Below are 20,556 nucleotides of genomic sequence, written 5' to 3' on the forward strand. Positions count from 1 at the left end.
TTTCGCATTTCCAGCAACGATCAGCGGTTGAACCGCTCCACCAGCGAGTACTGCGTGGTCGCCGTATGGGTCAGCTCCTCGCTGAGCTGCGCCGAGTGCTGAGCCTGCTCCGAGGTCTGGTCGGCCAGCGCCGCGATGGTACTGATGTTGCGGCTGATTTCCTCGGCCACCGAGGTCTGCTGCTCGGTCGCTGCGGCAATCTGGGTTGCCATGTCGGTGATGTTGGCCACCGCTTCGCTGATGCCCACCAGCGCCTCGTCGGCTTCCATCACCCGTTGCACGCCTTCTTCGGCCTGGCGATGCCCGGCTTCCATGGTCTGCACCGCATTCGAGGCGGTTTGCTGCAGCTTGGCGATCAGGCTATGGATCTGCCCGGTGGATTCGCTGGTGCGCTGGGCCAACTGACGGACCTCGTCGGCCACCACGGCGAAGCCACGGCCCATTTCTCCGGCCCGGGCCGCTTCGATGGCGGCGTTGAGGGCCAGCAGGTTGGTCTGGTCGGCAATGCCCTTGATCACATCGACCACGCCACCGATCTCATCGCTGTCGCGAGCGAGCTGGGTGACGGTCTGCCCGGTTTCGCCGACGGCAGTGGACAGGCGCTGGATCGCGTCGCGGGTTTCCCCGGCGATGTTGCGCCCGCGATCGGTCAGGCGGTTGGCGGCCTGGGTCGCATCGGCGGCACGTTGCACATGGTTGGCCACTTCCTGGGTGGTGGCGGCCATCTGGTTGACGGCAGCGGCGACCTGCTCGGTTTCCACGCGCTGGCGTTCCAGGCCCGAGGAACTGTTGTGGGCCAGTGCGTCGGACTGACGAGCCTGCTCGTTGAGGTGCTCGGCGGTGTCCTGCAGGCGGGTCAGGCAGGTCTTCAGGCGTGCATCCTGGCTGAGCATGGCCATTTCCAGGCGCGCCTGGACGCCGCGGCTGTCGGTGTACATCTGCGCGATCAGCGGGTCGGAGGTGGTCTGTTCGGCCAGGCGCAGCAGGCGCTTGAGGCCGCGCTGCTGCCAGCCCAGGCCGAGCAGGCCCAGGGGTACGGAGAGCGCGGCGGCGAGGGCGAAGCCCCAGGAGTGGCCGAGCCAGATACCGATCAGGAAGCCAATCTGGCTGATCATGATGAACGGCAGCCAGTCCTGCAGCACCGGCAGCCACTTGTCGCGCCGCGGGATGGCCGACTTGCCGTCATTGATGCGTTTGTACAGGGCTTCGGCGCGGCGAACCTGCTCGGCGGTCGGCTTGACCCGCACCGACTCGTAGCCCACCACCTGGTTGTTCTCGAAGATCGGCGTGACGTAGGCGTTGACCCAGTAGTGATCACCGGACTTGCAGCGGTTCTTGACGATACCCATCCACGGCAGGCCCTGCTTCAGGGTTGCCCACATGTGGGCGAACACCGCCGACGGCACATCCGGGTGGCGCACCAGGTTATGCGGTGCGCGCATCAGTTCCTCGCGGGAAAAACCGCTGATCTCGATGAACGCATCGTTGCAATAGGTAATGACACCCTTGGCATCGGTAGTCGAAATCAACCGCTGTTGGGCAGGGAAAGTCCGTTCTCTCTGGGTAATCGGTTGGTTGTTGCGCATAAGCTGTTCAATCCGCAAGGCTTTCGTGGGTTATCGGCGGCCCTACGAAATTATTGAATGAATATTTGACTTACGTTGATCTCGCTCAATGAAAACCAGGTGCGCCTGGGTTAAGCGAAGTCTTCACGTTCATGAAATTTGCGCGCATTCTTTCACATTTTCGCAACATAAGTCAGAGCATTCAGCTTCGGCTGCGGTGATGGCGTTCTGGTCATCTGGTTTTGTGTTGTGGCTGATGGCCTCATCGCTGGCAAGCCAGCTCCCACAGGGATCTGTGGGAGCTGGCTTGCCAGCGATGGCTTTTGTGCGATCACCGCCCGATCATCTGCCGCAACACATAATGCAGAATCCCGCCGGCCTTGAAGTACTCCACCTCATTCAAGGTATCGATCCGGCACAGCACGGCGATTTCCTCGACGCTGCCGTCCTCCCGGGTGATCCGCAGGTTCAGGCTCATGTGCGGCTCGATCTTCACCCCATCCAGCCCGAGGATGTCGATCTTCTCCCGCCCGGTCAGCCCTAGTTGCTTGCGATCCTGCCCGGCGCTGAACTGCAGGGGCAGCACGCCCATGCCCACCAGGTTCGAGCGGTGGATGCGCTCGAAGCTTTCCGCCAGCACCGCCTTGATGCCCAGCAGGTTGGTGCCCTTGGCCGCCCAGTCGCGACTCGATCCGGTGCCGTATTCCTGCCCGGCGATCACCACCAGCGGCGTGCCTTCGTCGCGATAACGCATGGCCGCATCGTAGATCGCCAGCTTCTCGCCAGTGGGCACGTGCAGGGTATTGCCACCTTCTTCGCCACCGAGCATTTCGTTGCGGATGCGGATGTTGGCGAAGGTGCCGCGCATCATCACTTCGTGGTTGCCACGCCGCGAACCGTAGGAGTTGAAGTCCTTCGGTTCCACGCCCTTGTCGCGCAGGTAGCGCCCGGCCGGACTGTCGGCCTTGATGTTGCCGGCGGGGGAGATATGGTCGGTGGTCACCGAATCACCGAGCAGGGCGAGGATCCGCGCGCCGTGCACGTCCGCGATCTTCGGCGGCGGGCCGGAAATGCCGTCGAAGAACGGCGGATGCTGGATGTAGGTGGAGTCGTCCTGCCAGACGTAGGTCGCCGCTTGCGGCACCTCGATGGCTTGCCACTGTTCATCCCCGGCGAATACCTCGGCATATTCCTTGTGGAACATCCGCGTGTCCACCTGGGCCACCGCCGCCGCGATTTCCTGCTGGCTCGGCCAGATATCCCGCAGGTACACCGGCTGGCCATTGGCGTCCCGGCCCAACGGGTCGTTGCTCAGGTCGATGCGCACCGTGCCGGCCAAGGCATAGGCCACCACCAGTGGCGGCGACGCCAGCCAGTTGGTCTTGACCAGCGGGTGCACCCGTCCCTCGAAGTTGCGATTGCCGGACAGCACCGAGGCCACCACCAGGTCGGCCCTGGCGATGGCGGCCTCGATCGGATCGGCCAGCGGACCGGAGTTGCCGATGCAGGTGGTGCAGCCGTAGCCGACCAGGTCGAAACCCAATTGGTCCAGATAGGGCGTCAGGCCCGCTGCCTGGTAATAGTCGGTAACCACCTTCGAGCCCGGTGCGAGGGAGCTTTTCACCCAGGGTTTGCGCTGCAGGCCTTTTTCCACGGCCTTCTTCGCCAGCAGGCCGGCGGCCATCATCACGCTGGGGTTGGAGGTGTTGGTGCAGGAGGTGATGGCGGCGATCACCACGGCGCCGTCCCTCAAGGTGTGTTCCTCGCCGTCCAGGCCGAGGCGGATCTCGCCGCTGCCCTCGGCATTGGCCTTGCGCACGTTGAGCCCGAGGAAGTCATCGAAGGCCTTGCCCACGCCGGGCAGGGCGACGCGGTCCTGCGGGCGTTTCGGCCCGGCCAGGCTGGCCTGGACCTCACCCATGTCCAGCGCCAGGCTGTCGCTGAACAGCGGCTCCTGGCCCGGCTCGCGCCACAGGCCCTGGGCCTTGCAATAGGCTTCGACCAGTTCGACGGTTTCCGTCGGTCGGCCCGAGAGGCGCAGGTAATCGAGGGTGACGTCGTCCACCGGGAAGAAGCCGCAGGTGGCGCCGTATTCCGGGGCCATGTTGGCCAGGGTGGCGCGGTCGGCCAGGGGCAGGGTGGCCAGGCCGTCGCCGTAGAATTCGACGAACTTGCCGACCACGCCCTTCTTGCGGAGCATCTGCGTCACCGTCAGCACCAGGTCGGTGGCGGTGATGCCTTCGCGCAGCTTGCCGGTGAGCTTGAAGCCGATCACCTCGGGGATCAGCATCGATACCGGCTGGCCGAGCATGGCGGCCTCGGCCTCGATGCCGCCGACGCCCCAGCCGAGCACGCCGAGGCCGTTGATCATGGTGGTATGCGAGTCGGTACCGACCAACGTGTCAGGGAAGGCATAGGTGCGCCCGTCTTCCTCGCGGGTCCAGACGGTACGGCCGAGGTATTCCAGGTTGACCTGGTGGCAGATGCCGGTGCCCGGCGGCACCACGCGGAAGTTGTCGAAGGCATTCTGCCCCCAGCGCAGGAAGGCATAGCGTTCGCCGTTGCGCTGCATTTCGATATCGACGTTTTCGCCGAAGGCGGCGGGGCTGGCGTAGCGGTCGACCATCACCGAATGGTCGATCACCAGGTCCACCGGCGACAGCGGGTTGATCCGCTGTGGATCGCCGCCGGCCCGGGCCATGGCGGCGCGCATGGCGGCCAGGTCGACCACCGCCGGTACGCCGGTGAAGTCCTGCATCAGGACCCGGGCCGGACGGTACTGGATCTCGCGGTCGGAGCTGCGCTCCTTGAGCCAGTCGGCCAGGGCCTTGAGGTCGGCGCCGGTGACGGTTTCGCCGTCTTCCCAGCGCAGCAGGTTTTCCAGCAGCACCTTGAGCGACATCGGCAGCCGGCCCAGGTCGCCGAGGGCCTTCGCCGCCTCGGGCAGGCTGTAGTAGTGGTATTCGCGGCCGCTTACGGCCAGGGTCTTGAGGGTTTTCAGGCTGTCGAGCGAGGACATTGACCAACTCCTTCTGTGCCGGTGAGCGGCTGCCTTCCTTGCTGTTGCCGCTGCACCGCCTCTTTCTGGGTCCGCACGGCACGGACCTGGCTAAGCGGTCAGGGTAGCCCTGTTTGGCGCGCCTGACCAAGTACTGGACCGGCGGGGCGTGTCGCCAGTTCCGAAAGTCCTTTATCATTCGCCGATTTTCCACCGGGGCGCAGCCGTCCCCGTCCGGAGTGAGTGATGAATACCCTGTTCCTGCATTGCCGGCCCGGTTTCGAGAGCGAGGTCTGTTCCGAAATCAGCGAGCACGCCGCGTTGCTCGGCGTTGCCGGTTATGCCAAGGCCAAGCCGCAGACCGCCTGCGCCGAGTTCATCTGCAACGACGCCGAAGGCGCTGCGCAGATCATGGGCGCGCTGCGTTTCAAGCAGTTGATCTTCCCGCGCCAGTGGGCCCGGGGCAGCTTCGTCGAATTGCCGGAAAGCGATCGCATCAGCGTGCTGCTGGAGTACCTGGCCGACTATCCGGTGGCCGGCAGCCTGTGGCTGGAGGTCATGGACAGCAATGACGGCAAGGAACTGTCCACCTTCTGCCGCAAGTTCGAGGTGCCGCTGCGCAAGGCCCTGGTCAAGGCCGGGCGCCTGGTGGAAAACGGCCCGGGTCCGCGCCTGCTGCTGACCTTCATCAGTGGCCGGCGGGTGTTCCTTGGCCTGGCCGATGCGGACAACTCGGCCATGTGGCCCATGGGTATCCCGCGCCTTAAGTTCCCCCGCGAGGCGCCGAGCCGTTCGACCCTGAAGCTGGAAGAGGCGTGGCACCATTTCATTCCTCGCGAGCAGTGGGAGCAGCGCCTTGGCGATGACATGACCGGCGTTGACCTGGGCGCCGCTCCGGGCGGCTGGACCTACCAGCTGGTCAGGCGCGGCATGCTGGTGACCGCCATCGATAACGGCCCCATGGCTGAAAGCCTGATGGATACCGGCCTGGTGCAGCACCTGATGGTCGATGGCTTTACCTGGAAGCCGAAGCAGATGGTCGACTGGATGGTGTGCGATATCGTCGAGAAGCCGGCACGTACCGCGTCGATGATCGAAGAATGGCTGGGCGACGGGCATTGCCGCGAGGCGGTGGTCAACCTCAAGCTGCCGATGAAGCAACGTTATGCCGAGGTGCGGCGCCTGCTGGAGCGCATCGAGGAGGGCTTCAAGGCACGCAAGGTCAAGGTCTCCATCGGTTGCAAGCAGCTTTATCACGACCGCGAGGAAGTGACCTGCCACCTGCGCCGCCTCGACATCAAGCCTCGCTGACTTTTCGCTTACGGAGTGCTCCACATGACCGATTTCACCCCTGACGCCGTGCTCGACGCCACCGGCCTGAACTGTCCCGAGCCGGTGATGATGCTGCATCAATACGTGCGCGACCTGGGCGCCGGCGGCCTGCTCAAGGTCATCGCCACCGATCCCTCCACCCGCCGCGACATTCCCAAGTTCTGCGTGTTCCTCGGGCACGAGCTGGTGCAGCAGGAAGAAGAGGGCGGCACCTACCTTTACTGGATTCGCAAGAAGCTCGACTGAGCTACAGCTGTTACACCCCTGTTTCCTCCGGTGACGCCCGCACCGGCAGCGTGCATGGAATGGGTGCAAGCCTTTTGGCTGCATCCTTTACCGGGCGGTCTCTCTCCTGGGTTCTCTGTATCCGGCATACAGGTTGCTAGCGAAACGCTATCACCCTGGGCGGCTGCAGAAACGTTTGCGCTCAAGGGTACCCCTATGCGCAGGAGTGAGTCATGAATCGTCTGTTGTCACCGGGTGCGCGTCTGTTGGGGCGTTTCGGCTTCGCGCGCAAGTTCCAGTTGCTGTTTCTGCTGTTCATGTTGCCGCTGTTGTTCAGCCTGGGGCTGATCGGCATGGATTACCGCGCCCGGCTGGCGGTGATCGCCGGCGAGCAGTCCGGGGTGCGCCAGTTGCGGGTGCTCGACGAGCTGGAACGCGAGCTGTCGGCCCAGCGCTATCGGGCCGCGCGCTGGAAAGCCGTGGATATCCTGCGCGAGCCGACTGCCGAGGCGCGCCAGTTGATGGGCGAGATCGACGCGGCGCTGCCGCGTATCGATCAATCGCTGAAGAACCTCAAGGTCGCTCTGGTCGATGAGAAGGCCGGCGCCGACGCCCTGGCCCGCTACGACACCCTGCAAGGCTCGGTGTCCGGCCTGGACAGCCAGTCCCTGCGCGGGATCGGCTGGTGGCCGGACGGCTACGAGCGCTTCACCGCGAGCGTCGGCCATCTGCAAGCCTTGCGCGAACAGATCGCCATGGACAGCGGGCTGATTCTCGACCCCTGGCTGGAAACCTACCTGTTGATGCAGCTCTCGACCCAGCAGGCGCCCGAACTGATCGAGCGCATCGGACGCATGGCGAGCATCGGCCAGACCTCGGTGGTTTCCGGCCAGTTCAGCCTGCAAAGCCGCCTGCAGATGCGCGATTTGCGCAGCCGTATCGGCGATGCCCGCGAGCAGATGGTCAAGACCGCCGCTGCCCTGCAAACCCGGCTGCCGCCCGAGCTGCAGGGCTGGAGCACGCGCTACGAGGCGGGCACCAAGGCGCTCGATGCCGAACTGGCGGTGCTGGATGACGGCGTGTTCGGTGGCGCGATCAAACTCAAGCCGGCCGATTTCGAAGCCAGCATCGGCCGCTTGCTGGACGACATGTCCGGCCTGCGCGAGCAGTCATTGCAGTCGCTGCATGAGCGGCTGGACTACTACCACGCCAAGTCCAATCGCGAGTTCATCCCGGTGGGCGCCACCATCGGCCTGTTGCTGCTGCTGGCGTTGTACCTGTTCGCCTGCCTGCAGGCTTCGATCCGCCGTAGCGCCAGCGGTATCACCACCCTGGCCGAGTCCTTGCGCGACGGCAACCTGTGCGTCGAAGTCTCGGTGCAGGGGCGCGACGAGCTGGCGGCGATCAGCCAGGCGCTGAACGTCGCCGTGGTGCAATTGCGTGCCAGCCTGCTCGGGGTCAACCACGAAACCCGGCAACTGGGCTCGGCGGTACAGACCCTGAACGTCCAGGCCAACGGCACCTTGCAGGATGTCGAGCGCCAGCAACAGCAGATCAGCCAGATCGCTGCGGCTGCCACGCAACTGGCGGCCACTTCCCAGGAAGTCGCCAGAAGCTGCGAGCATGCCTCCGACAGCGCCCGGCAGACCCGGCGCATCGCCGAAGACAGCAGCCGGGACAGCCAGCGCACCACCGACAGCATCCAGCAGCTCAATCGCCGCCTGACCGATACCGCCGAGGCGTTGGGGCGGGTCAGCGAGCAGGGGCAGCAGATCCAGTCGGTGGTGGATGCCATTCGCGGCATTGCCGAGCAGACCAACCTGCTGGCGCTCAACGCTGCCATAGAGGCAGCGCGGGCCGGGGAGCAGGGGCGCGGGTTCGCAGTGGTGGCCGATGAAGTGCGCAGCCTGTCCCAGCGCACCCAGGCCTCCACGGCGCAGATCGCCGGCACGGTGGACAGTTTGCGCGCCACCGTGACCCAGGCGGTCAGCCTGATGGAGCTGGCCTGTGGCCAGGCCGTACAGGACGCGCAGTCGGTGACCGGGCTGGGCGAGCGCCTGGGGCAGATCGCCGGGGCGGTGCAGGGCGTCACCGATACCCTGGCGCAGATCCTCACGGCGGTCGAGGAGCAGACCGGCACCGCCGATGAAGTCAGTGGCAGCATCCAGCAGGTCGACCAGGCCGCCGGGCGTTTGCTGGACGGTGCGCGGGCGGTGAACCAGGCCGCGGACACCCTCAGCCAGGGCAGCCGCGCGCTCAACGACAACACGGCGCGCTTCAACCTGGGATGAGCATGCTCCTTTGAGGGGCCGGTGCAGACAGCGCTTGGTCATTGTCCTGTGCAGCCCCTACACTGCAGCCCCTCACAGGAGTCCCGCCCATGCTGATCGTTGCCGACGAAAACATCCCCCTGCTCGATGCCTTCTTTGCCGGTTTCGGCGAGATCCGGCGTTATCCGGGGCGGGCCATCGACCGTGACTGCGTGCGCGACGCCGACGTGCTGCTGGTCCGTTCGGTGACCCGGGTCGACCGCGCCTTGCTGGAAGGCAGCCAGGTGCGCTTCGTCGGCACTTGCACCATTGGCACCGATCACCTGGACCTCGGCTATTTCGCCGACGCCGGCATCCACTGGTCCAGTGCGCCGGGCTGCAACGCCCGTGGGGTGGTCGACTACGTGCTGGGCAGCCTGCTGACCCTGGCCGAGCTGGACGGCGCCGACCTTTCGCAGCGGACCTATGGCGTGGTCGGTGCCGGCCAGGTCGGTGGCCGCCTGATCCAGGTGCTGCGCGGCCTGGGCTGGAAGGTGCTGGTCTGCGATCCGCCACGGCAGGCGGCGGAGGGCGGGGATTATGTAGCGCTGGAGCGGATCCTGGCCGAGTGCGATGTGATCAGCTTGCACACCCCTCTGACCCGCGTCGGCGAGCAGCCGACCTGGCATTTGCTCGATCACGAACGCCTGGCCCGGCTGCGCCCGGGCGCCTGGCTGATCAACGCCGCCCGTGGCCCGGTGATCGACAACAGCGCCCTGCGCGAGCTGCTGCTGGAGCGCGAAGACGTGCTGGCGGTACTGGATGTCTGGGAGGAGGAACCGCTGGTGGATGTGGAGCTGGCCGACCTGTGCGTGATCGCCACCCCGCATATCGCCGGCTACAGTCTCGACGGCAAGCAGCGTGGTACCGCGCAGATCTACCAGGCGTATTGCGCCTGGCGCGGCGAGCCGGAGCAGGTGCAGCTCGCCGACCTGCTGCCCGCTCCCTGGCTGGCCCGGGTCGAGCTGCAGGCCGATACCGACCCGGCCTGGGCCCTGGCGACGCTGTGCCGTGCGGTGTATGACCCGCGCCGGGACGACGCGGATTTTCGCCGCAGCCTGGGCAATGATCCGGCGGCGCAGAAGCTGGCCTTCGATCTGTTGCGCAAGGGCTATCCGGTGCGGCGCGAGATCGAGGGATTGAAGGTTCGGGCTGAAGGGCAGGAGGTTCGGAAGGTGGCGGCGGCGCTGGGGTGTGTGGTCGAGGGCTGATCGCTTTGCCGGCCCTCAGGGCCTCATCGCGGGTAAACCCGCTCCTACAGGGTTCGCGGGGGCCTGCGGGCAATAAAAAACCCGGCACCAGGGCCGGGTTTCGAATAGGCGAGGGTCTCAGCCCTTCTTCACCGGGTTGACCCGGCTGTTATCCAGCTCGCGGCAGGCCTGCTGGATCATCTGTTCGGTGATCGGGATCTCGCGGCCTTGCGCGTCGATGACCGAACCGAATGCCGGCACAGGCTGGGCCGGGCGTTGTTGGGTGTTGCTGCTTTGCTGCAAGCTCATTTCCTGTCTCCTCCTCAGGGTGGCTAAGCCCAGATTAATCACGCGTGATGACCAGGCTGTGACAACTCCTTTTCGCTGTCTCATCATGCGAACCGACAGTCCAACAGAAAGTTCCTTCAAGAACCAGCGCTACTTTAGACCGATGCGGTCTAAGGTTCTTCCCGACTCGTTGTAATTACCTACGGCAGCCGTCCACATGTTCGATCCGCTTTCTTCCCGCCAGCGCCGGGCCCTGCACCTGGCCTGGCGTTTCGTGCGTCCGTACCGCAGGCAGGCGCTGCTGGCCCTCCTGGCCCTGGTGGTCACCGCCGGCATTACCTTGTCGATGGGGCAGGGCATCCGCCTGTTGGTGGACCAGGGCTTCGTGACCCGCTCGCCCGACTTGCTGGGCCAGTCCATCGCCTTGTTCATGGCCCTGGTGCTGGCCCTGGCGGTGGGCACCTTCAGCCGTTTCTACCTGGTCTCCTGGATCGGTGAGCGGGTGGTGGCCGATATCCGTCGGCAGGTGTTCGATCATCTGCTTGGCCTGCATCCCGGCTTTTTCGAGCACAACCGTAGCTCGGAGATCCAGTCGCGGCTGACTGCCGACACCACGCTGCTGCAATCGGTGATCGGTTCGTCGCTGTCGCTGTTCCTGCGCAATGTGCTGATGGTGGTGGGCGGCATCATCCTGCTGTTCGTCACCAATCCGAAGCTAACCAGTATCGTGGTCCTGGCCCTGCCGCTGGTGCTGGCGCCGATCCTGGTGTTCGGCCGGCGCGTACGCAGCCTGTCGCGGCAAAGCCAGGACCGCATTGCCGATGTCGGCAGCTACGTCGCCGAGGCCCTCGGCCAGATCAAGACGGTACAGGCCTATAACCACCAGGCGCAGGACCGCCAGCGCTTCGGCGAAACCGTCGAGGCGGCCTTCGCCACGGCGCGCAAGCGCATTGTCCAGCGCGCCTGGTTGATTACCCTGGTGATCGTCCTGGTGCTCGGGGCGGTGGGCGTGATGCTGTGGGTCGGTGGCATGGACGTGATCGCTGGGCGCATCTCCGGTGGCGACCTGGCGGCCTTCGTTTTCTATAGCCTGATCGTTGGCAGTGCCTTCGGCACCGTCAGCGAAGTGATCGGCGAGCTGCAACGTGCTGCCGGTGCGGCCGAGAGGATTGCCGAACTGCTCGCGGCTCGCAGCGAGATCCTTGCGCCGGTCGACGGTGGGGTGAGGCTGCCAGAGCGGGTTCGCGGCGAACTGCAATTGCAAGGCGTGCGCTTCGCCTATCCGACGCGCCCCGATCGCCCGGCCATCGACGGACTGGATCTGCGCATCGAGCCCGGACAGACCCTCGCCCTGGTCGGGCCATCGGGTGCGGGCAAGTCGACCCTGTTCGACCTGCTGCTGCGCTTCCACGACCCGCAGGAGGGCCGCATTCTCCTCGACGGCCAGCCCCTGACCACGCTTGATCCCCAGGATCTGCGCCGCCACTTCGCCCTGGTAGCGCAGAACCCTGCGCTGTTCTTCGGCACGGTCGAGGACAACATCCGCTACGGCCGTGCCGACGCCAGCTTCGCCCAGGTCGAGGCCGCCGCCCGCAGTGCCCACGCCCATGAGTTCATCCTGCAATTGCCCGACGGCTACCAGACGCACCTGGGCGACGCCGGCCTCGGCCTATCCGGCGGTCAGCGCCAGCGCCTGGCAATTGCCCGGGCCTTGCTGGTGGACGCGCCCATCCTGCTGCTCGACGAAGCCACTAGCGCCCTCGATGCGCAGAGCGAACACCTGGTCCAGCAAGCGCTGCCAAACCTGATGGCAGGGCGTACCACGCTGGTCATCGCTCACCGCCTGGCGACGGTGCAGCACGCCGATCGCATCGCTGTGATCGATGGGGGAAAATTGGTAGCGATTGGCAGCCATCGGCAATTGATCGCGGAAAACCCGCTCTATGCGCGGCTGGCAGCGTTGCAGTTCGGTCCGCAGTAGAAGGGGCTTACGCCAGATACAGGGGGAAATCCGCCACTCTGGGGTTATACAGCGACGAATCATGGCGGAAACCCGCCAGATAAACCGCGCAATATGGGGTGCGACCATGCGCCTCGCCTATTGGCCGTTGGTCGCGGGAAAGTTGGCCCGCTTCGTGCTTTGTGAGGCGCCGGCGCGGGCCAAGTCCCCGCTTTACAAGACCATGGGCTGCCAGTGCAGCCACGGCATCAGACCGCACCCCGCTTCCAGATACCCCAGCCACCACCGAGTGAGCACAACGATAAAACCAGGGCGTGCACCCGGGCGCGGCGGTCCAGCCAACACCTTCACTTCAATTGGATGAATTATGAAAAAAGTCCTTTTGGCGCTCCTGTGCCTGAGCGTCATTGGTTGCTCCAAGCCCAGTGAACCGGAAAAGACCGTCGACGTGCTGCTGATCGGTGGCGGCATCATGAGTGCCAGCCTCGGCACCTACCTGCACGAGCTGCAACCTGACTGGTCGATCAATATCTACGAGCGCATGGACCAGGTTGCCGAAGAAAGCTCCAATGCCTGGAACAACGCCGGTACCGGCCACTCCGCCTTCTGCGAGCTGAACTACACCAGCGAAGCCGCCGACGGCACCATGGATATCAGCAAGGCCGTGGGCATCAACGAGCAGTTCGAGATCTCCAAGCAGTTCTGGTCCTACCAGGTCGAGCAGAAGGTCCTGAACAACCCGGGCTCGTTCATCAACAACGTGCCGCACATGAGCTTCGTCTGGGGCGACAAGAACGTCGAGTTCCTGCGCAAGCGCCACGCCGCCCTGCAGCACAGCTCGCTGTTCCGCGGCATGGAGTACTCCGAGGACCATGCACAGATCGCCAAGTGGGTGCCGATCGTCATGGAAGGCCGTGCTGCCGACCAGAAAGTCGCCGCAACCCGCATGAGCATCGGTACCGACGTCAACTTCGGCGAAATCACTCGCCAACTGGTGGGTTCGCTGACCAAGAGCGACAAGGTCAGCCTGAACCTGCGTCACGAAGTCCGCGACATCAAGCGCAACGCCGACAACACCTGGACCGTCGTGGTCGCCGACCTCGGCAACAAGGGCGTGGAAACCAGCGTCAAGGCGAAGTTCGTGTTCATCGGTGCCGGTGGTGGCGCCCTGAAATTGCTGCAGAAGTCCGGCATTCCGGAAGCTGACGGCTACGCCGGGTTCCCGGTGGGCGGCCAGTTCCTGATGACCGACAACCAGGACATCGTTTCCCGGCACAAGGCCAAGCTGTACGGCAAGGCGTCGGTCGGCGCGCCGCCGATGTCGGTGCCGCACCTCGACACGCGCATCATCGATGGCAAGGAAGTGCTGCTGTTCGGCCCGTTCGCGACCTTCTCCACCAAGTTCCTGAAAAACGGTTCGCTGCTGGACATGTTCGCTGCGCTGAACACCCATAACATCATGCCGATGACCCACGCCGGCATCGACAACATCGACCTGAGCACCTACCTGATGGGTCAATTGATGCTCAGCTTCGACGACCGCATGGCTGCGCTGCGCGAATACTTCCCGAACGCGAAGAACGAAGACTGGAAACTGCTGCAGGCCGGCCAGCGCGTGCAGATCATCAAGAAGGATGCGGTGCATGGCGGCATCCTGCAGTTCGGTACCGAGGTGGTGGCCTCCGAGGATGGCTCGATCGCTGCGCTGCTGGGCGCCTCGCCAGGTGCCTCGACCGCTGCGCCGATCATGCTGACCGTGCTGGAAAAAACCTTCAAGGACCGCATCAAGAGCCCCGAGTGGCAGGCCAAGCTGAAGGAAATCGTGCCGACCTATGGTCAGAAGCTGAACAACAATCTCGAGCTGACCAACAAGACCCGCGAGTGGACCAGCTCGCGCCTGGGCCTGACCTTCGTTCCGGTGTTGCCGGAAGAGCAGCCGGTGGCTGTTCAATAAGACTGTTCAAGGGGGCAAGGATCTTCTTTGCCCCTTATGGCCTCATCGCTGGCAAGCCAGCTCCCACAGGGTCAGCACAAATCTCAAGACCTGAGCAGTACCTGTGGGAGCTGGCTTGCCAGCGATGAGGCCGGACCAGTCAACCCAAGACTGACTGACCCACTCCAGGCAAAGTGGAAGGGACAAGCACGAAAAAGCCCGCACTAGGCGGGCTTTTTCGTGAGCGATTGGTCGGAGAGACAGGATTCGAACCTGCGGCCTTCTCGTCCCGAACGAGACGCGCTACCTGGCTGCGCTACACTCCGATGAAGAAAATTCTACTCAAAAATTTCGCTTCGACAAGCCCCCGTTTCGTATGGAACGGGGGCTTTTTTACGAAGGCGCTTACAGCTCTTTCACGGTGCGAATCTGGTCCTTGTTGACCCGGGTACGCTTGCCATCCAGTTGCTCGATTTCGTAGAAGCCCGAATCGTCATCGTATTTCGGGGTATCGACGGCCTGGATTTCACGACCGTCGTTGAGGGTGATCACGGTAGGGGTCGAGCAACCGGCCAGGGCGCCAATGCCAAGAGCGAGCAGGAAGGCGGGAAGGGTCCGTTTGATCATGGGTAAATCTCCAGTTAAGTGGGGCCGTATAGTTCGTTAAGACGCAAACAGTTACAGCAAGTTCAGTACGAAGTTGCGGCCAGTGCCTGATCGCCGTATTGACCGGCAGCAATGCCATGCCGGGTTGCTCGCGCGGGGCAACCCTGCCCTGTGATATAACACCGGCCATTCCCCTGGATCTACGGACTTATGCCATGAAAGCCAAGGCCGACGCGCCCTTCGTGCCGCTCAACATTGCCGTGCTGACCGTCAGCGACACCCGCACCTTCGAAACCGATACCTCCGGCCAGGTCTTCGTCGATCGCCTCACCGAGGCCGGGCACCATCTTGCCGAACGGGTGCTGCTCAAGGACGACCTGTACAAGATCCGCGCCCGGGTCGCTGCCTGGATTGCCGACGACAGCGTGCAGGTGGTGCTGATCACCGGCGGCACCGGCTTCACCGGGCGCGACAGTACCCCGGAAGCCGTGAGCTGCCTGCTGGACAAGCAGGTCGACGGTTTCGGCGAACTGTTCCGGCAGATTTCCGTGGCCGATATCGGCACCTCCACCATTCAGTCCCGCGCCCTGGCCGGCCTGGCCAACGGTACCCTGGTCTGCTGCCTGCCGGGCTCGACCAATGCGGTGCGCACCGGCTGGGACGGTATCCTCGCCGAGCAACTGGACAATCGCCACCGGCCGTGCAATTTCGTACCGCACCTGAAGCAGGCCGCGCCCTGCGAAAGCCGTGGCTGAGGCGCCGGCGGCACGGCCGCTGATGCCGGTGGAAGCGGCTCTCCAGCGCTTGCTGGAACTGGCTGCGGCGGCGCCGATCCGTGATGTCGAAGAGGCTACCCTGGCCGATGCCGAAGGTCGGGTGCTGGCAGCGGACCTGCACGCGTCCATCGACCTGCCGCCATGGCCGAACAGTGCAATGGACGGGTACGCCCTGCGTATCGCCGACTGGACCGGCGAGCCGCTGCCGGTCAGCCAGCGGATCTTCGCCGGGCATGCACCGCAGCCGTTGCAGCCTGGAACCTGCGCGCGGATCTTCACCGGCGCGCCGGTGCCGGAAGGTGCCGACTGCGTTGAAATGCAGGAGAACGCCGAAGTCCTGGCTGACCAGCGCGTACGTTTCACCGAGGAGTTGAGCCTCGGTCAGAATATCCGCCCGCAAGGCCAGGAAACCCGTGCCGGAGAACTGGTGCTGGCGGCAGGCACGCGCCTGGGGCCGATCGAACTGGGCCTGGCGGCGACCCTCGGTCACGCCTCGCTCAGCGTGGTGCGCCGGGTCAGAGTGGCGGTGCTGTCCACCGGTGACGAGCTGGTCGAGCCGGGGCTGCCACTGGGACCAGGGCAGATCTACAACAGCAACCGTCGCCTGCTGTGCAGCTGGCTGCAACGCCTGGGTTGCGAGGTGGTGGATGCCGGGATCCTGCCCGATAACCTCGAGCAGACCCGCCTGCGTCTCGGCGAGCTGGGGGCAGTGGACCTGATTCTTTCAACCGGTGGTGTATCGGTGGGCGAGGCGGATTATCTCGGCATCGCCCTGCGCGAGGCCGGCGAACTGGCGTTGTGGAAACTGGCGATCAAGCCGGGCAAGCCGCTGACCGTGGGTCAGTACAACGGCGTGCCGGTGATCGGCCTGCCCGGAAACCCCGCCTCGACCCTGGTCACCTTCGGCCTGCTGACCCGTCCCTATCTGCTGCGCCGGCAGGGGGTGCAGGATGTCGAGCCCTTGCACTTCGCCGTGCCGGCCGGGTTCGACTGGCCGAAGGCGGGCAATCGCCGCGAGTACCTGCGTGCCCGGCTGGAGCAGGGCCAGGCAAGGATCTACCGCAACCAGAGTTCCGGGGTGCTACGCAGCGCGGCCTGGGCCGAAGGGCTGGTGGAGGTGCTGGAGGGCAGCACCCCCCGGCAGGGCGATATCGTCCAGTTCATTCCCTTGAGTGAATTGCTCGGTTGAAGGGCATCTGCCGGTCCTAGGCAGGCCCAGCGCTCGCGCTTGGCAGGGCATCAGGAAGATCGCCGGCCCTGACCGGCCGACTCAGCAGGCGCTGATGCACGCCCTCCAGCTGCATCACCGCCACGCTCCAGTCATGCCGCTCGCGCACGAAGGCTCGCCCGGCCTGCGAGAGCTGGCGCATTCGCTGTGGCTGGTTCAACAGCCGGGTCAGGGTCAGCGCCAGGTCGCCCGCGTCTTCGGCGCCGAGGTAATGCTCGCCGCATGTGACCTCAAGCCCCGAAACGCCCGACGGTGTCGTCACCACCGGCAATCCCGCCGCCATGGCTTCCAGCAGCTTCACCTTGCATCCGCCACCCTGGCGCAATGGCGCGAAGAACACCGCCGAGAGGCGCTGCAGTTCGCGTAGATCGGGCAGGTACCCGACCCATTCGATGCGTGGATCATTCCAGTGCAGCCGCCACTGTTCCGGCAGCGCATGGCCGACTATCGCCAGGCGCACCGCCGGATTGCCTTGCCAGACCTGCGGCATGATTTCTTCCAGTGCCCATTCGATGGCCTGGCGGTTGGCACAGTGTTCGAAATTGCCGACGAACAACAGGCGCTGGCTATGCGGCGCGAAATCGATGTGCTGGTAATGCGCGCAATCCACGCCATTGACCACGACCTCCACCGGCTTGCCGCCGAGGCGGCTGAGTGCGTCGGCGTCGCACGGGCTTACTGCGATCACCTTGCTGGCCTGTGCCAGCACTCGTGTTTCCCAGCGCCGATAGCGCCAGCCGTCGAAGCTGTTGAAGGGGCGCAGCCACAGGGGCAAAAGGTCCTGGCAGGCGGCGCCCCTGCGCCATTCCACCTGATGTTCGCTGACCACGAACGGCAACCCGCTGGCCTGCAGCGCCCGTTCGAATGGCTGGAAGCTGTAGCTGTGTTCGATCTGGATCACGTCCCAGTGCTCCTGCAGCAGTTGCTCGAACCGATGACGCAGGTGCGGGGCCAGGCCGTTGATGCAGGCGCGCATCGGATAGCCGGCGGACACGGCTGCCAGCACGTTCAGCGGGCTTCGCAGGGGGCGCCGCGGCAGCACGATCAGGCGCTCGAGCAAGGGCTCCAGCGCCTCTCGCGTTCTGTTGCACAGCGGGACCCGGGATTGCGTCAGCAGGGTGATGCGATGACCCCGCAGCGCCATGCCGCGCAGCAGATGAAATTGCCGGGACTTGCTGCCGCTGGTGATTGGCCAAGGCAGGTAGGGCAGTGTCCAGAGTACGCGCATGGCACTTCCTCGCGACCTATGCTGGTGAATGTCAATAAAATGGCTTTTTTTCGTGGCCTGATTTTTTTGCCAATTATTTGTCGAAGCATGGTCGCGGTCGCAGGATTTTTCCATGCCGCTCGTAAGACAGCTCAACTTTTCCTGTAGCGCGATGGTCCAGATAGCAGATGAGAATCCGCCGGGGAGGGCGATCCATGAGCGAGCGCAAGGCACTGCTGGTCCTGCATGGCAAGCAGGCAATGAATGACGATGTACGTGCGGCGGTTGCGGCCATGCGCGAGCGTGGCTGGCAGTTGGACGTGCGACTGACCTGGGAAGGTGGTGATGCCGGACGGCTGGTGAACGAAGCGCTGGAGGCCGGCTACCCGCAACTGATCGCCGGCGGTGGTGATGGCACCCTGCGCGATGTCAGCCACGCCATGGTCAAGGCCGGGGCCTCGGCGAGCCTGGCCTTGCTGCCGCTGGGCACTGCCAATGACTTTGCCCATGCCGCCGGTATTCCGCTGGAGCCTGCGGCGGCGCTGGAGCTTCTGGAGAGCGAGGCGCGCCCGGTTGACCTGGGCGAAGTCGATGGTGAGGTGTTCCTCAATATGGGCACTGGCGGCTTCGGCAGCCAGGTCACCGCGCAGACCTCGGAAGACTTGAAAAAGGTACTCGGCGCGGCAGCCTATCTGTTTACCGGGCTGTCCCGCTTCACCGAACTGGGAGCGGCGTCGGTCAGCCTGCAAGGGCCGGATTTCCATTGGCAGGGCGACCTGCTGGCACTGGGCATCGGCAATGGTCGCCAGGCCGGTGGCGGGCATGTGCTGTGTCCGGAGGCAGTGGTGGACGATGGCTTGCTCGATATCAGCATCCTGCCGGCGCCCCAGGAAGTGGTCGGCACCCTGCGCGACCTGCTCGCCGGCGGCCTGGGGCTGGACAGCATGTTCGTCCGTGCGCGCCTGCCGTGGGTGGAGGTCAAGGGCTCGCAGGGGCTGGATATCAACCTCGACGGCGAGCCCTTGCAAGGCGACAACTTGCGCTTTCGCGTCTTGCCCAAGGCGCTGCGCCTGCATTTGCCGGCGAACTCGCCCTTGCTCAGTCGTCGAGGCTGATGATCTGCTCACGCACTGCAAACAGCACCAGGCCCGCAACGTCGTAGATATGCAGGCGTTTCATGATCTGCGAGCGGTGGGTTTCGACGGTCTTCACGCTCAGGCCGAGGCCATTGGCGATTTCCCGGGTGGACTTGCCGCGCACGATCAGGCGCAGGATTTCCAGCTGGCGGGCCGTGAGGTTGTGGTTGTCCATGGGCTCTGGTTTCTGCCCGCGCAGCAGGGCCTGGTTGATCACGGTGTGGGCGATGGCCGGGCTCAGGTAGCGCTCGTCATTGCGCAGCGCCGCCAGGGCCTGCTCCAGCTCGGTGGCCGTGGTGTCCTTGAGCAGGTAGCCGTGGGCACCGCTTTCCAGGGCCTGCATGATCAGGTGCGGATCGGTGTGCATGGACAGGATCAGCACCTTGCAATGCATGCCTTCGGCATGCAATTGGCTCAAGGCATCCAGTCCGCCCATGGCCCGCATCGACAGGTCGAGCAAGACGATGTCCGGCGCGAGCTCGCGCACCAGTTCCACCAACTGGCTGCCGTCGCAGGCTTCGCCCACTACGGTATAGCCGGGGATGTCGGAGACCAGGGCGCGCACGCCGGCGCGGATCAGGGAGTGGTCGTCAACCAACAGCAATTTACAGGTCATGAAGTCTTACTTGAGTTGGCGCGCTCGCGCGTGCGGGGAGGCCAGGGGAACAGCGCGTCTATGCGCGTGCCCTTGCCTGGATCGCTATGTACCGTGAGGCTGCCGTTGAGCAGTTGCGCACGTTCGGCCATGCCGGCCATGCCGCACTGGCCCTCGCTCCCGGGGTCGGACGAGGGCCGGAAACCCTGGCCATCATCACTGATCGACAGCGACAGGCCTTCGGGTTGGCGCTGGAACCGTACGATCAGGTTATCCGCCCGGGCGTGGCGCAACACGTTGGTCACCGCTTCCTGGGTGATACGGAAGGCGGCCATGGCCATGTCCTCCGGAATGCCATCCAGGCGGCTCCTGCATTCCAGGCTCCAGCGCAGGTCGGTATTTTCCAGGGTGCGCGTCAAGTGCGCGCGCAGGCTGGCTTCCAGCCCCAGGCTGTTGAGCTGGCGTGGCGCAAGGCTGGTGGCAAGGTTGCGCACATTTGCCAGGGTGTCGTCCAGGGTGCTGCGCAGCGTGCTGCAGTGCTGCTCGAGCGGTTGTGGAATGCGTCGTTGCAGCCACTCGGCCTGGAGCTTGGCCGCGGTGAGCGATTGGCCGATGTCGTCGTGCAGTTCGCGGCTCAGGCGCTGGCGCTCGCCTTCCTGGACCTTGAGCAGACGGTCGGCCAGTTCCTGGGGAGACATCATCAGGCTGTGCTTGCGCCAATGGCCTGCCCACAGGACCGCCACAAGGCAAAGGGCCTGCAGCAGGACCACGAACACCGGCAGGGGTGCGGCGTTCAGGTGGCAGGCCAGTCCGGCCGCCAGCGAGGCCAGGCTCGCCAGCACTGCGGCCCGGTGCAGCAGGACCGCGCCGCGCGGACAGCGGGTGAACGTCTTGAGGCTTGAGTACACGGGAAATGAAGCCATTGAAAGATCACTTTTCAAAGCCAGTCCGGGGTGATTGAAAGGCTTTTAAGCAAGACCTTCAACAACTTTTATCATCATGTTGCAACAAGGCGGCCTGGCACTTTTCCAGTGCGTTGAGAGCGCCATGTTCCAGCATGGCCAACAGTCGGCTACCGGCTCGGGCGGCGCATGTTAACACCTTGGACGCAATTGGTCGTCGGGTCTGTTAATGGGCCGATGAGTCAGGTTTTACGGGCTGGTACGGTCGTTCCGTCGAGGTCGCGATTCTAGCACTTTGCCACTACT

At 64.6% G+C, this 20,556-nt stretch carries 16 protein-coding genes and 1 tRNA gene; 9 read left to right on the plus strand and 8 right to left on the minus strand.

Translation table 11 applies throughout. From position 1 onward, the window contains the following. Positions 1 to 20 precede the first annotated feature (20 nt). Together N7650_RS16635 and acnA are read right to left on the minus strand one after the other, a co-directional pair. The gene (locus N7650_RS16635; RefSeq protein WP_009404571.1) at positions 21 to 1,586 is read right to left on the minus strand and encodes a PAS domain-containing methyl-accepting chemotaxis protein; all 1,566 of its coding nucleotides are present in this window, start codon (positions 1,584 to 1,586) and stop codon (positions 21 to 23) included. Positions 1,587 to 1,896: 310 nt separating this feature from the next. Beyond that, a complete protein-coding gene (gene acnA / locus N7650_RS16640; RefSeq protein WP_279899174.1) occupies positions 1,897 to 4,584 on the minus strand; it encodes an aconitate hydratase AcnA in 2,688 nt (895 codons plus the stop codon). A 225-nt stretch (positions 4,585 to 4,809) separates the two neighbouring features. Here acnA and rlmM point away from each other — a divergent pair, with 225 nt between their 5' ends. The 4 genes from rlmM to pdxB all read left to right on the plus strand — a co-directional run bounded on the left by rlmM (position 4,810) and on the right by pdxB (position 9,640). Then, on the plus strand, positions 4,810 to 5,874 hold the full coding sequence (rlmM, locus tag N7650_RS16645) for a 23S rRNA (cytidine(2498)-2'-O)-methyltransferase RlmM (protein ID WP_009404573.1): 1,065 nt from the start codon (positions 4,810 to 4,812) through the stop codon (positions 5,872 to 5,874). A 24-nt stretch (positions 5,875 to 5,898) separates the two neighbouring features. After that, positions 5,899 to 6,141, plus strand: coding sequence for a sulfurtransferase TusA (gene tusA / locus N7650_RS16650; protein WP_009404574.1), 243 nt, complete (start codon positions 5,899 to 5,901; stop codon positions 6,139 to 6,141). A 212-nt stretch (positions 6,142 to 6,353) separates the two neighbouring features. After that, complete coding sequence (locus tag N7650_RS16655; protein ID WP_279899175.1) at positions 6,354 to 8,411, plus strand: methyl-accepting chemotaxis protein; 2,058 nt, start codon at positions 6,354 to 6,356, stop codon at positions 8,409 to 8,411. An 89-nt stretch (positions 8,412 to 8,500) separates the two neighbouring features. After that, positions 8,501 to 9,640: a 4-phosphoerythronate dehydrogenase PdxB gene (gene pdxB / locus N7650_RS16660; protein ID WP_279899176.1), complete on the plus strand. Its 1,140-nt coding sequence runs from the start codon at positions 8,501 to 8,503 to the stop codon at positions 9,638 to 9,640. A gap of 117 nt (positions 9,641 to 9,757) precedes the next feature. Here pdxB and N7650_RS16665 read toward each other — a convergent pair whose 3' ends face one another. Further along, positions 9,758 to 9,928 (minus strand): PA1571 family protein, encoded by a 171-nt coding sequence (locus N7650_RS16665; RefSeq protein ID WP_009404578.1) that lies wholly within the window; start codon positions 9,926 to 9,928, stop codon positions 9,758 to 9,760. A 196-nt stretch (positions 9,929 to 10,124) separates the two neighbouring features. Here N7650_RS16665 and N7650_RS16670 point away from each other — a divergent pair, with 196 nt between their 5' ends. Together N7650_RS16670 and mqo are read left to right on the plus strand one after the other, a co-directional pair. Continuing rightward, the gene (locus N7650_RS16670) at positions 10,125 to 11,888 is read left to right on the plus strand and encodes an ABC transporter transmembrane domain-containing protein (protein ID WP_279899177.1); all 1,764 of its coding nucleotides are present in this window, start codon (positions 10,125 to 10,127) and stop codon (positions 11,886 to 11,888) included. A 346-nt stretch (positions 11,889 to 12,234) separates the two neighbouring features. Next, the gene (gene mqo / locus N7650_RS16675) at positions 12,235 to 13,821 is read left to right on the plus strand and encodes a malate dehydrogenase (quinone) (protein WP_279899178.1); all 1,587 of its coding nucleotides are present in this window, start codon (positions 12,235 to 12,237) and stop codon (positions 13,819 to 13,821) included. Positions 13,822 to 14,049: 228 nt separating this feature from the next. Here mqo and N7650_RS16680 read toward each other — a convergent pair. Further along, positions 14,050 to 14,126, minus strand: a tRNA-Pro gene (locus tag N7650_RS16680). A 79-nt stretch (positions 14,127 to 14,205) separates the two neighbouring features. Next, positions 14,206 to 14,427 carry a YgdI/YgdR family lipoprotein gene (locus tag N7650_RS16685; RefSeq protein WP_064303201.1) on the minus strand — a complete coding sequence of 74 codons (222 nt, stop codon included), beginning with the start codon at positions 14,425 to 14,427 and terminating at the stop codon, positions 14,206 to 14,208. A 194-nt stretch (positions 14,428 to 14,621) separates the two neighbouring features. Between N7650_RS16685 and moaB the strand changes: the two genes are divergently transcribed. After that, on the plus strand, positions 14,622 to 15,161 hold the full coding sequence (gene moaB / locus N7650_RS16690; protein WP_009404586.1) for a molybdenum cofactor biosynthesis protein B: 540 nt from the start codon (positions 14,622 to 14,624) through the stop codon (positions 15,159 to 15,161). Between the two features lie 22 nt (positions 15,162 to 15,183). Then, on the plus strand, positions 15,184 to 16,371 hold the full coding sequence (gene glp, locus N7650_RS16695) for a gephyrin-like molybdotransferase Glp (RefSeq protein ID WP_279899205.1): 1,188 nt from the start codon (positions 15,184 to 15,186) through the stop codon (positions 16,369 to 16,371). 16 nt (positions 16,372 to 16,387) lie between these two features. On the opposite strand, the gene N7650_RS16700 is transcribed toward glp, so the two are convergent. Beyond that, complete coding sequence (locus N7650_RS16700; protein ID WP_279899179.1) at positions 16,388 to 17,638, minus strand: glycosyltransferase family 4 protein; 1,251 nt, start codon at positions 17,636 to 17,638, stop codon at positions 16,388 to 16,390. A 194-nt stretch (positions 17,639 to 17,832) separates the two neighbouring features. Here N7650_RS16700 and yegS point away from each other — a divergent pair, with 194 nt between their 5' ends. Further along, positions 17,833 to 18,732 carry a lipid kinase YegS gene (gene yegS, locus N7650_RS16705; RefSeq protein ID WP_279899180.1) on the plus strand — a complete coding sequence of 300 codons (900 nt, stop codon included), beginning with the start codon at positions 17,833 to 17,835 and terminating at the stop codon, positions 18,730 to 18,732. On the opposite strand, the gene N7650_RS16710 is transcribed toward yegS, so the two are convergent. Beyond that, positions 18,716 to 19,369, minus strand: a complete 654-nt coding sequence (locus tag N7650_RS16710) for a response regulator transcription factor (RefSeq protein ID WP_009404594.1) — start codon at positions 19,367 to 19,369, stop codon at positions 18,716 to 18,718. The two genes, yegS and N7650_RS16710, sit on opposite strands and share 17 nt — an antisense overlap. Further along, on the minus strand, positions 19,366 to 20,271 hold the full coding sequence (locus N7650_RS16715; RefSeq protein WP_240500636.1) for a sensor histidine kinase: 906 nt from the start codon (positions 20,269 to 20,271) through the stop codon (positions 19,366 to 19,368). Before N7650_RS16715 ends, N7650_RS16710 begins: the two co-directional genes overlap by 4 nt. Positions 20,272 to 20,556 lie beyond the last annotated feature (285 nt).

Source organism: Pseudomonas sp. GD04058, from assembly GCF_029836855.1.
GTDB classification, from domain to species: domain Bacteria; phylum Pseudomonadota; class Gammaproteobacteria; order Pseudomonadales; family Pseudomonadaceae; genus Aquipseudomonas; species Aquipseudomonas bharatica.

Excerpts from the sequence above, each read along its gene's own strand:
- N7650_RS16635 (WP_009404571.1), bottom strand. The coding sequence starts at position 1,586 with ATGCGCAACAACCAACCGATTACCCAGAGAGAACGGACTTTCCCTGCC.
- acnA (WP_279899174.1), bottom strand. The coding sequence starts at position 4,584 with ATGTCCTCGCTCGACAGCCTGAAAACCCTCAAGACCCTGGCCGTAAGC.
- rlmM (WP_009404573.1), top strand. The coding sequence starts at position 4,810 with ATGAATACCCTGTTCCTGCATTGCCGGCCCGGTTTCGAGAGCGAGGTC.
- tusA (WP_009404574.1), top strand. The coding sequence starts at position 5,899 with ATGACCGATTTCACCCCTGACGCCGTGCTCGACGCCACCGGCCTGAAC.
- N7650_RS16655 (WP_279899175.1), top strand. The coding sequence starts at position 6,354 with ATGAATCGTCTGTTGTCACCGGGTGCGCGTCTGTTGGGGCGTTTCGGC.
- pdxB (WP_279899176.1), top strand. The coding sequence starts at position 8,501 with ATGCTGATCGTTGCCGACGAAAACATCCCCCTGCTCGATGCCTTCTTT.
- N7650_RS16665 (WP_009404578.1), bottom strand. The coding sequence starts at position 9,928 with ATGAGCTTGCAGCAAAGCAGCAACACCCAACAACGCCCGGCCCAGCCT.
- N7650_RS16670 (WP_279899177.1), top strand. The coding sequence starts at position 10,125 with ATGTTCGATCCGCTTTCTTCCCGCCAGCGCCGGGCCCTGCACCTGGCC.
- mqo (WP_279899178.1), top strand. The coding sequence starts at position 12,235 with ATGAAAAAAGTCCTTTTGGCGCTCCTGTGCCTGAGCGTCATTGGTTGC.
- N7650_RS16685 (WP_064303201.1), bottom strand. The coding sequence starts at position 14,427 with ATGATCAAACGGACCCTTCCCGCCTTCCTGCTCGCTCTTGGCATTGGC.
- moaB (WP_009404586.1), top strand. The coding sequence starts at position 14,622 with ATGAAAGCCAAGGCCGACGCGCCCTTCGTGCCGCTCAACATTGCCGTG.
- glp (WP_279899205.1), top strand. The coding sequence starts at position 15,184 with ATGCCGGTGGAAGCGGCTCTCCAGCGCTTGCTGGAACTGGCTGCGGCG.
- N7650_RS16700 (WP_279899179.1), bottom strand. The coding sequence starts at position 17,638 with ATGCGCGTACTCTGGACACTGCCCTACCTGCCTTGGCCAATCACCAGC.
- yegS (WP_279899180.1), top strand. The coding sequence starts at position 17,833 with ATGAGCGAGCGCAAGGCACTGCTGGTCCTGCATGGCAAGCAGGCAATG.
- N7650_RS16710 (WP_009404594.1), bottom strand. The coding sequence starts at position 19,369 with ATGACCTGTAAATTGCTGTTGGTTGACGACCACTCCCTGATCCGCGCC.
- N7650_RS16715 (WP_240500636.1), bottom strand. The coding sequence starts at position 20,271 with ATGGCTTCATTTCCCGTGTACTCAAGCCTCAAGACGTTCACCCGCTGT.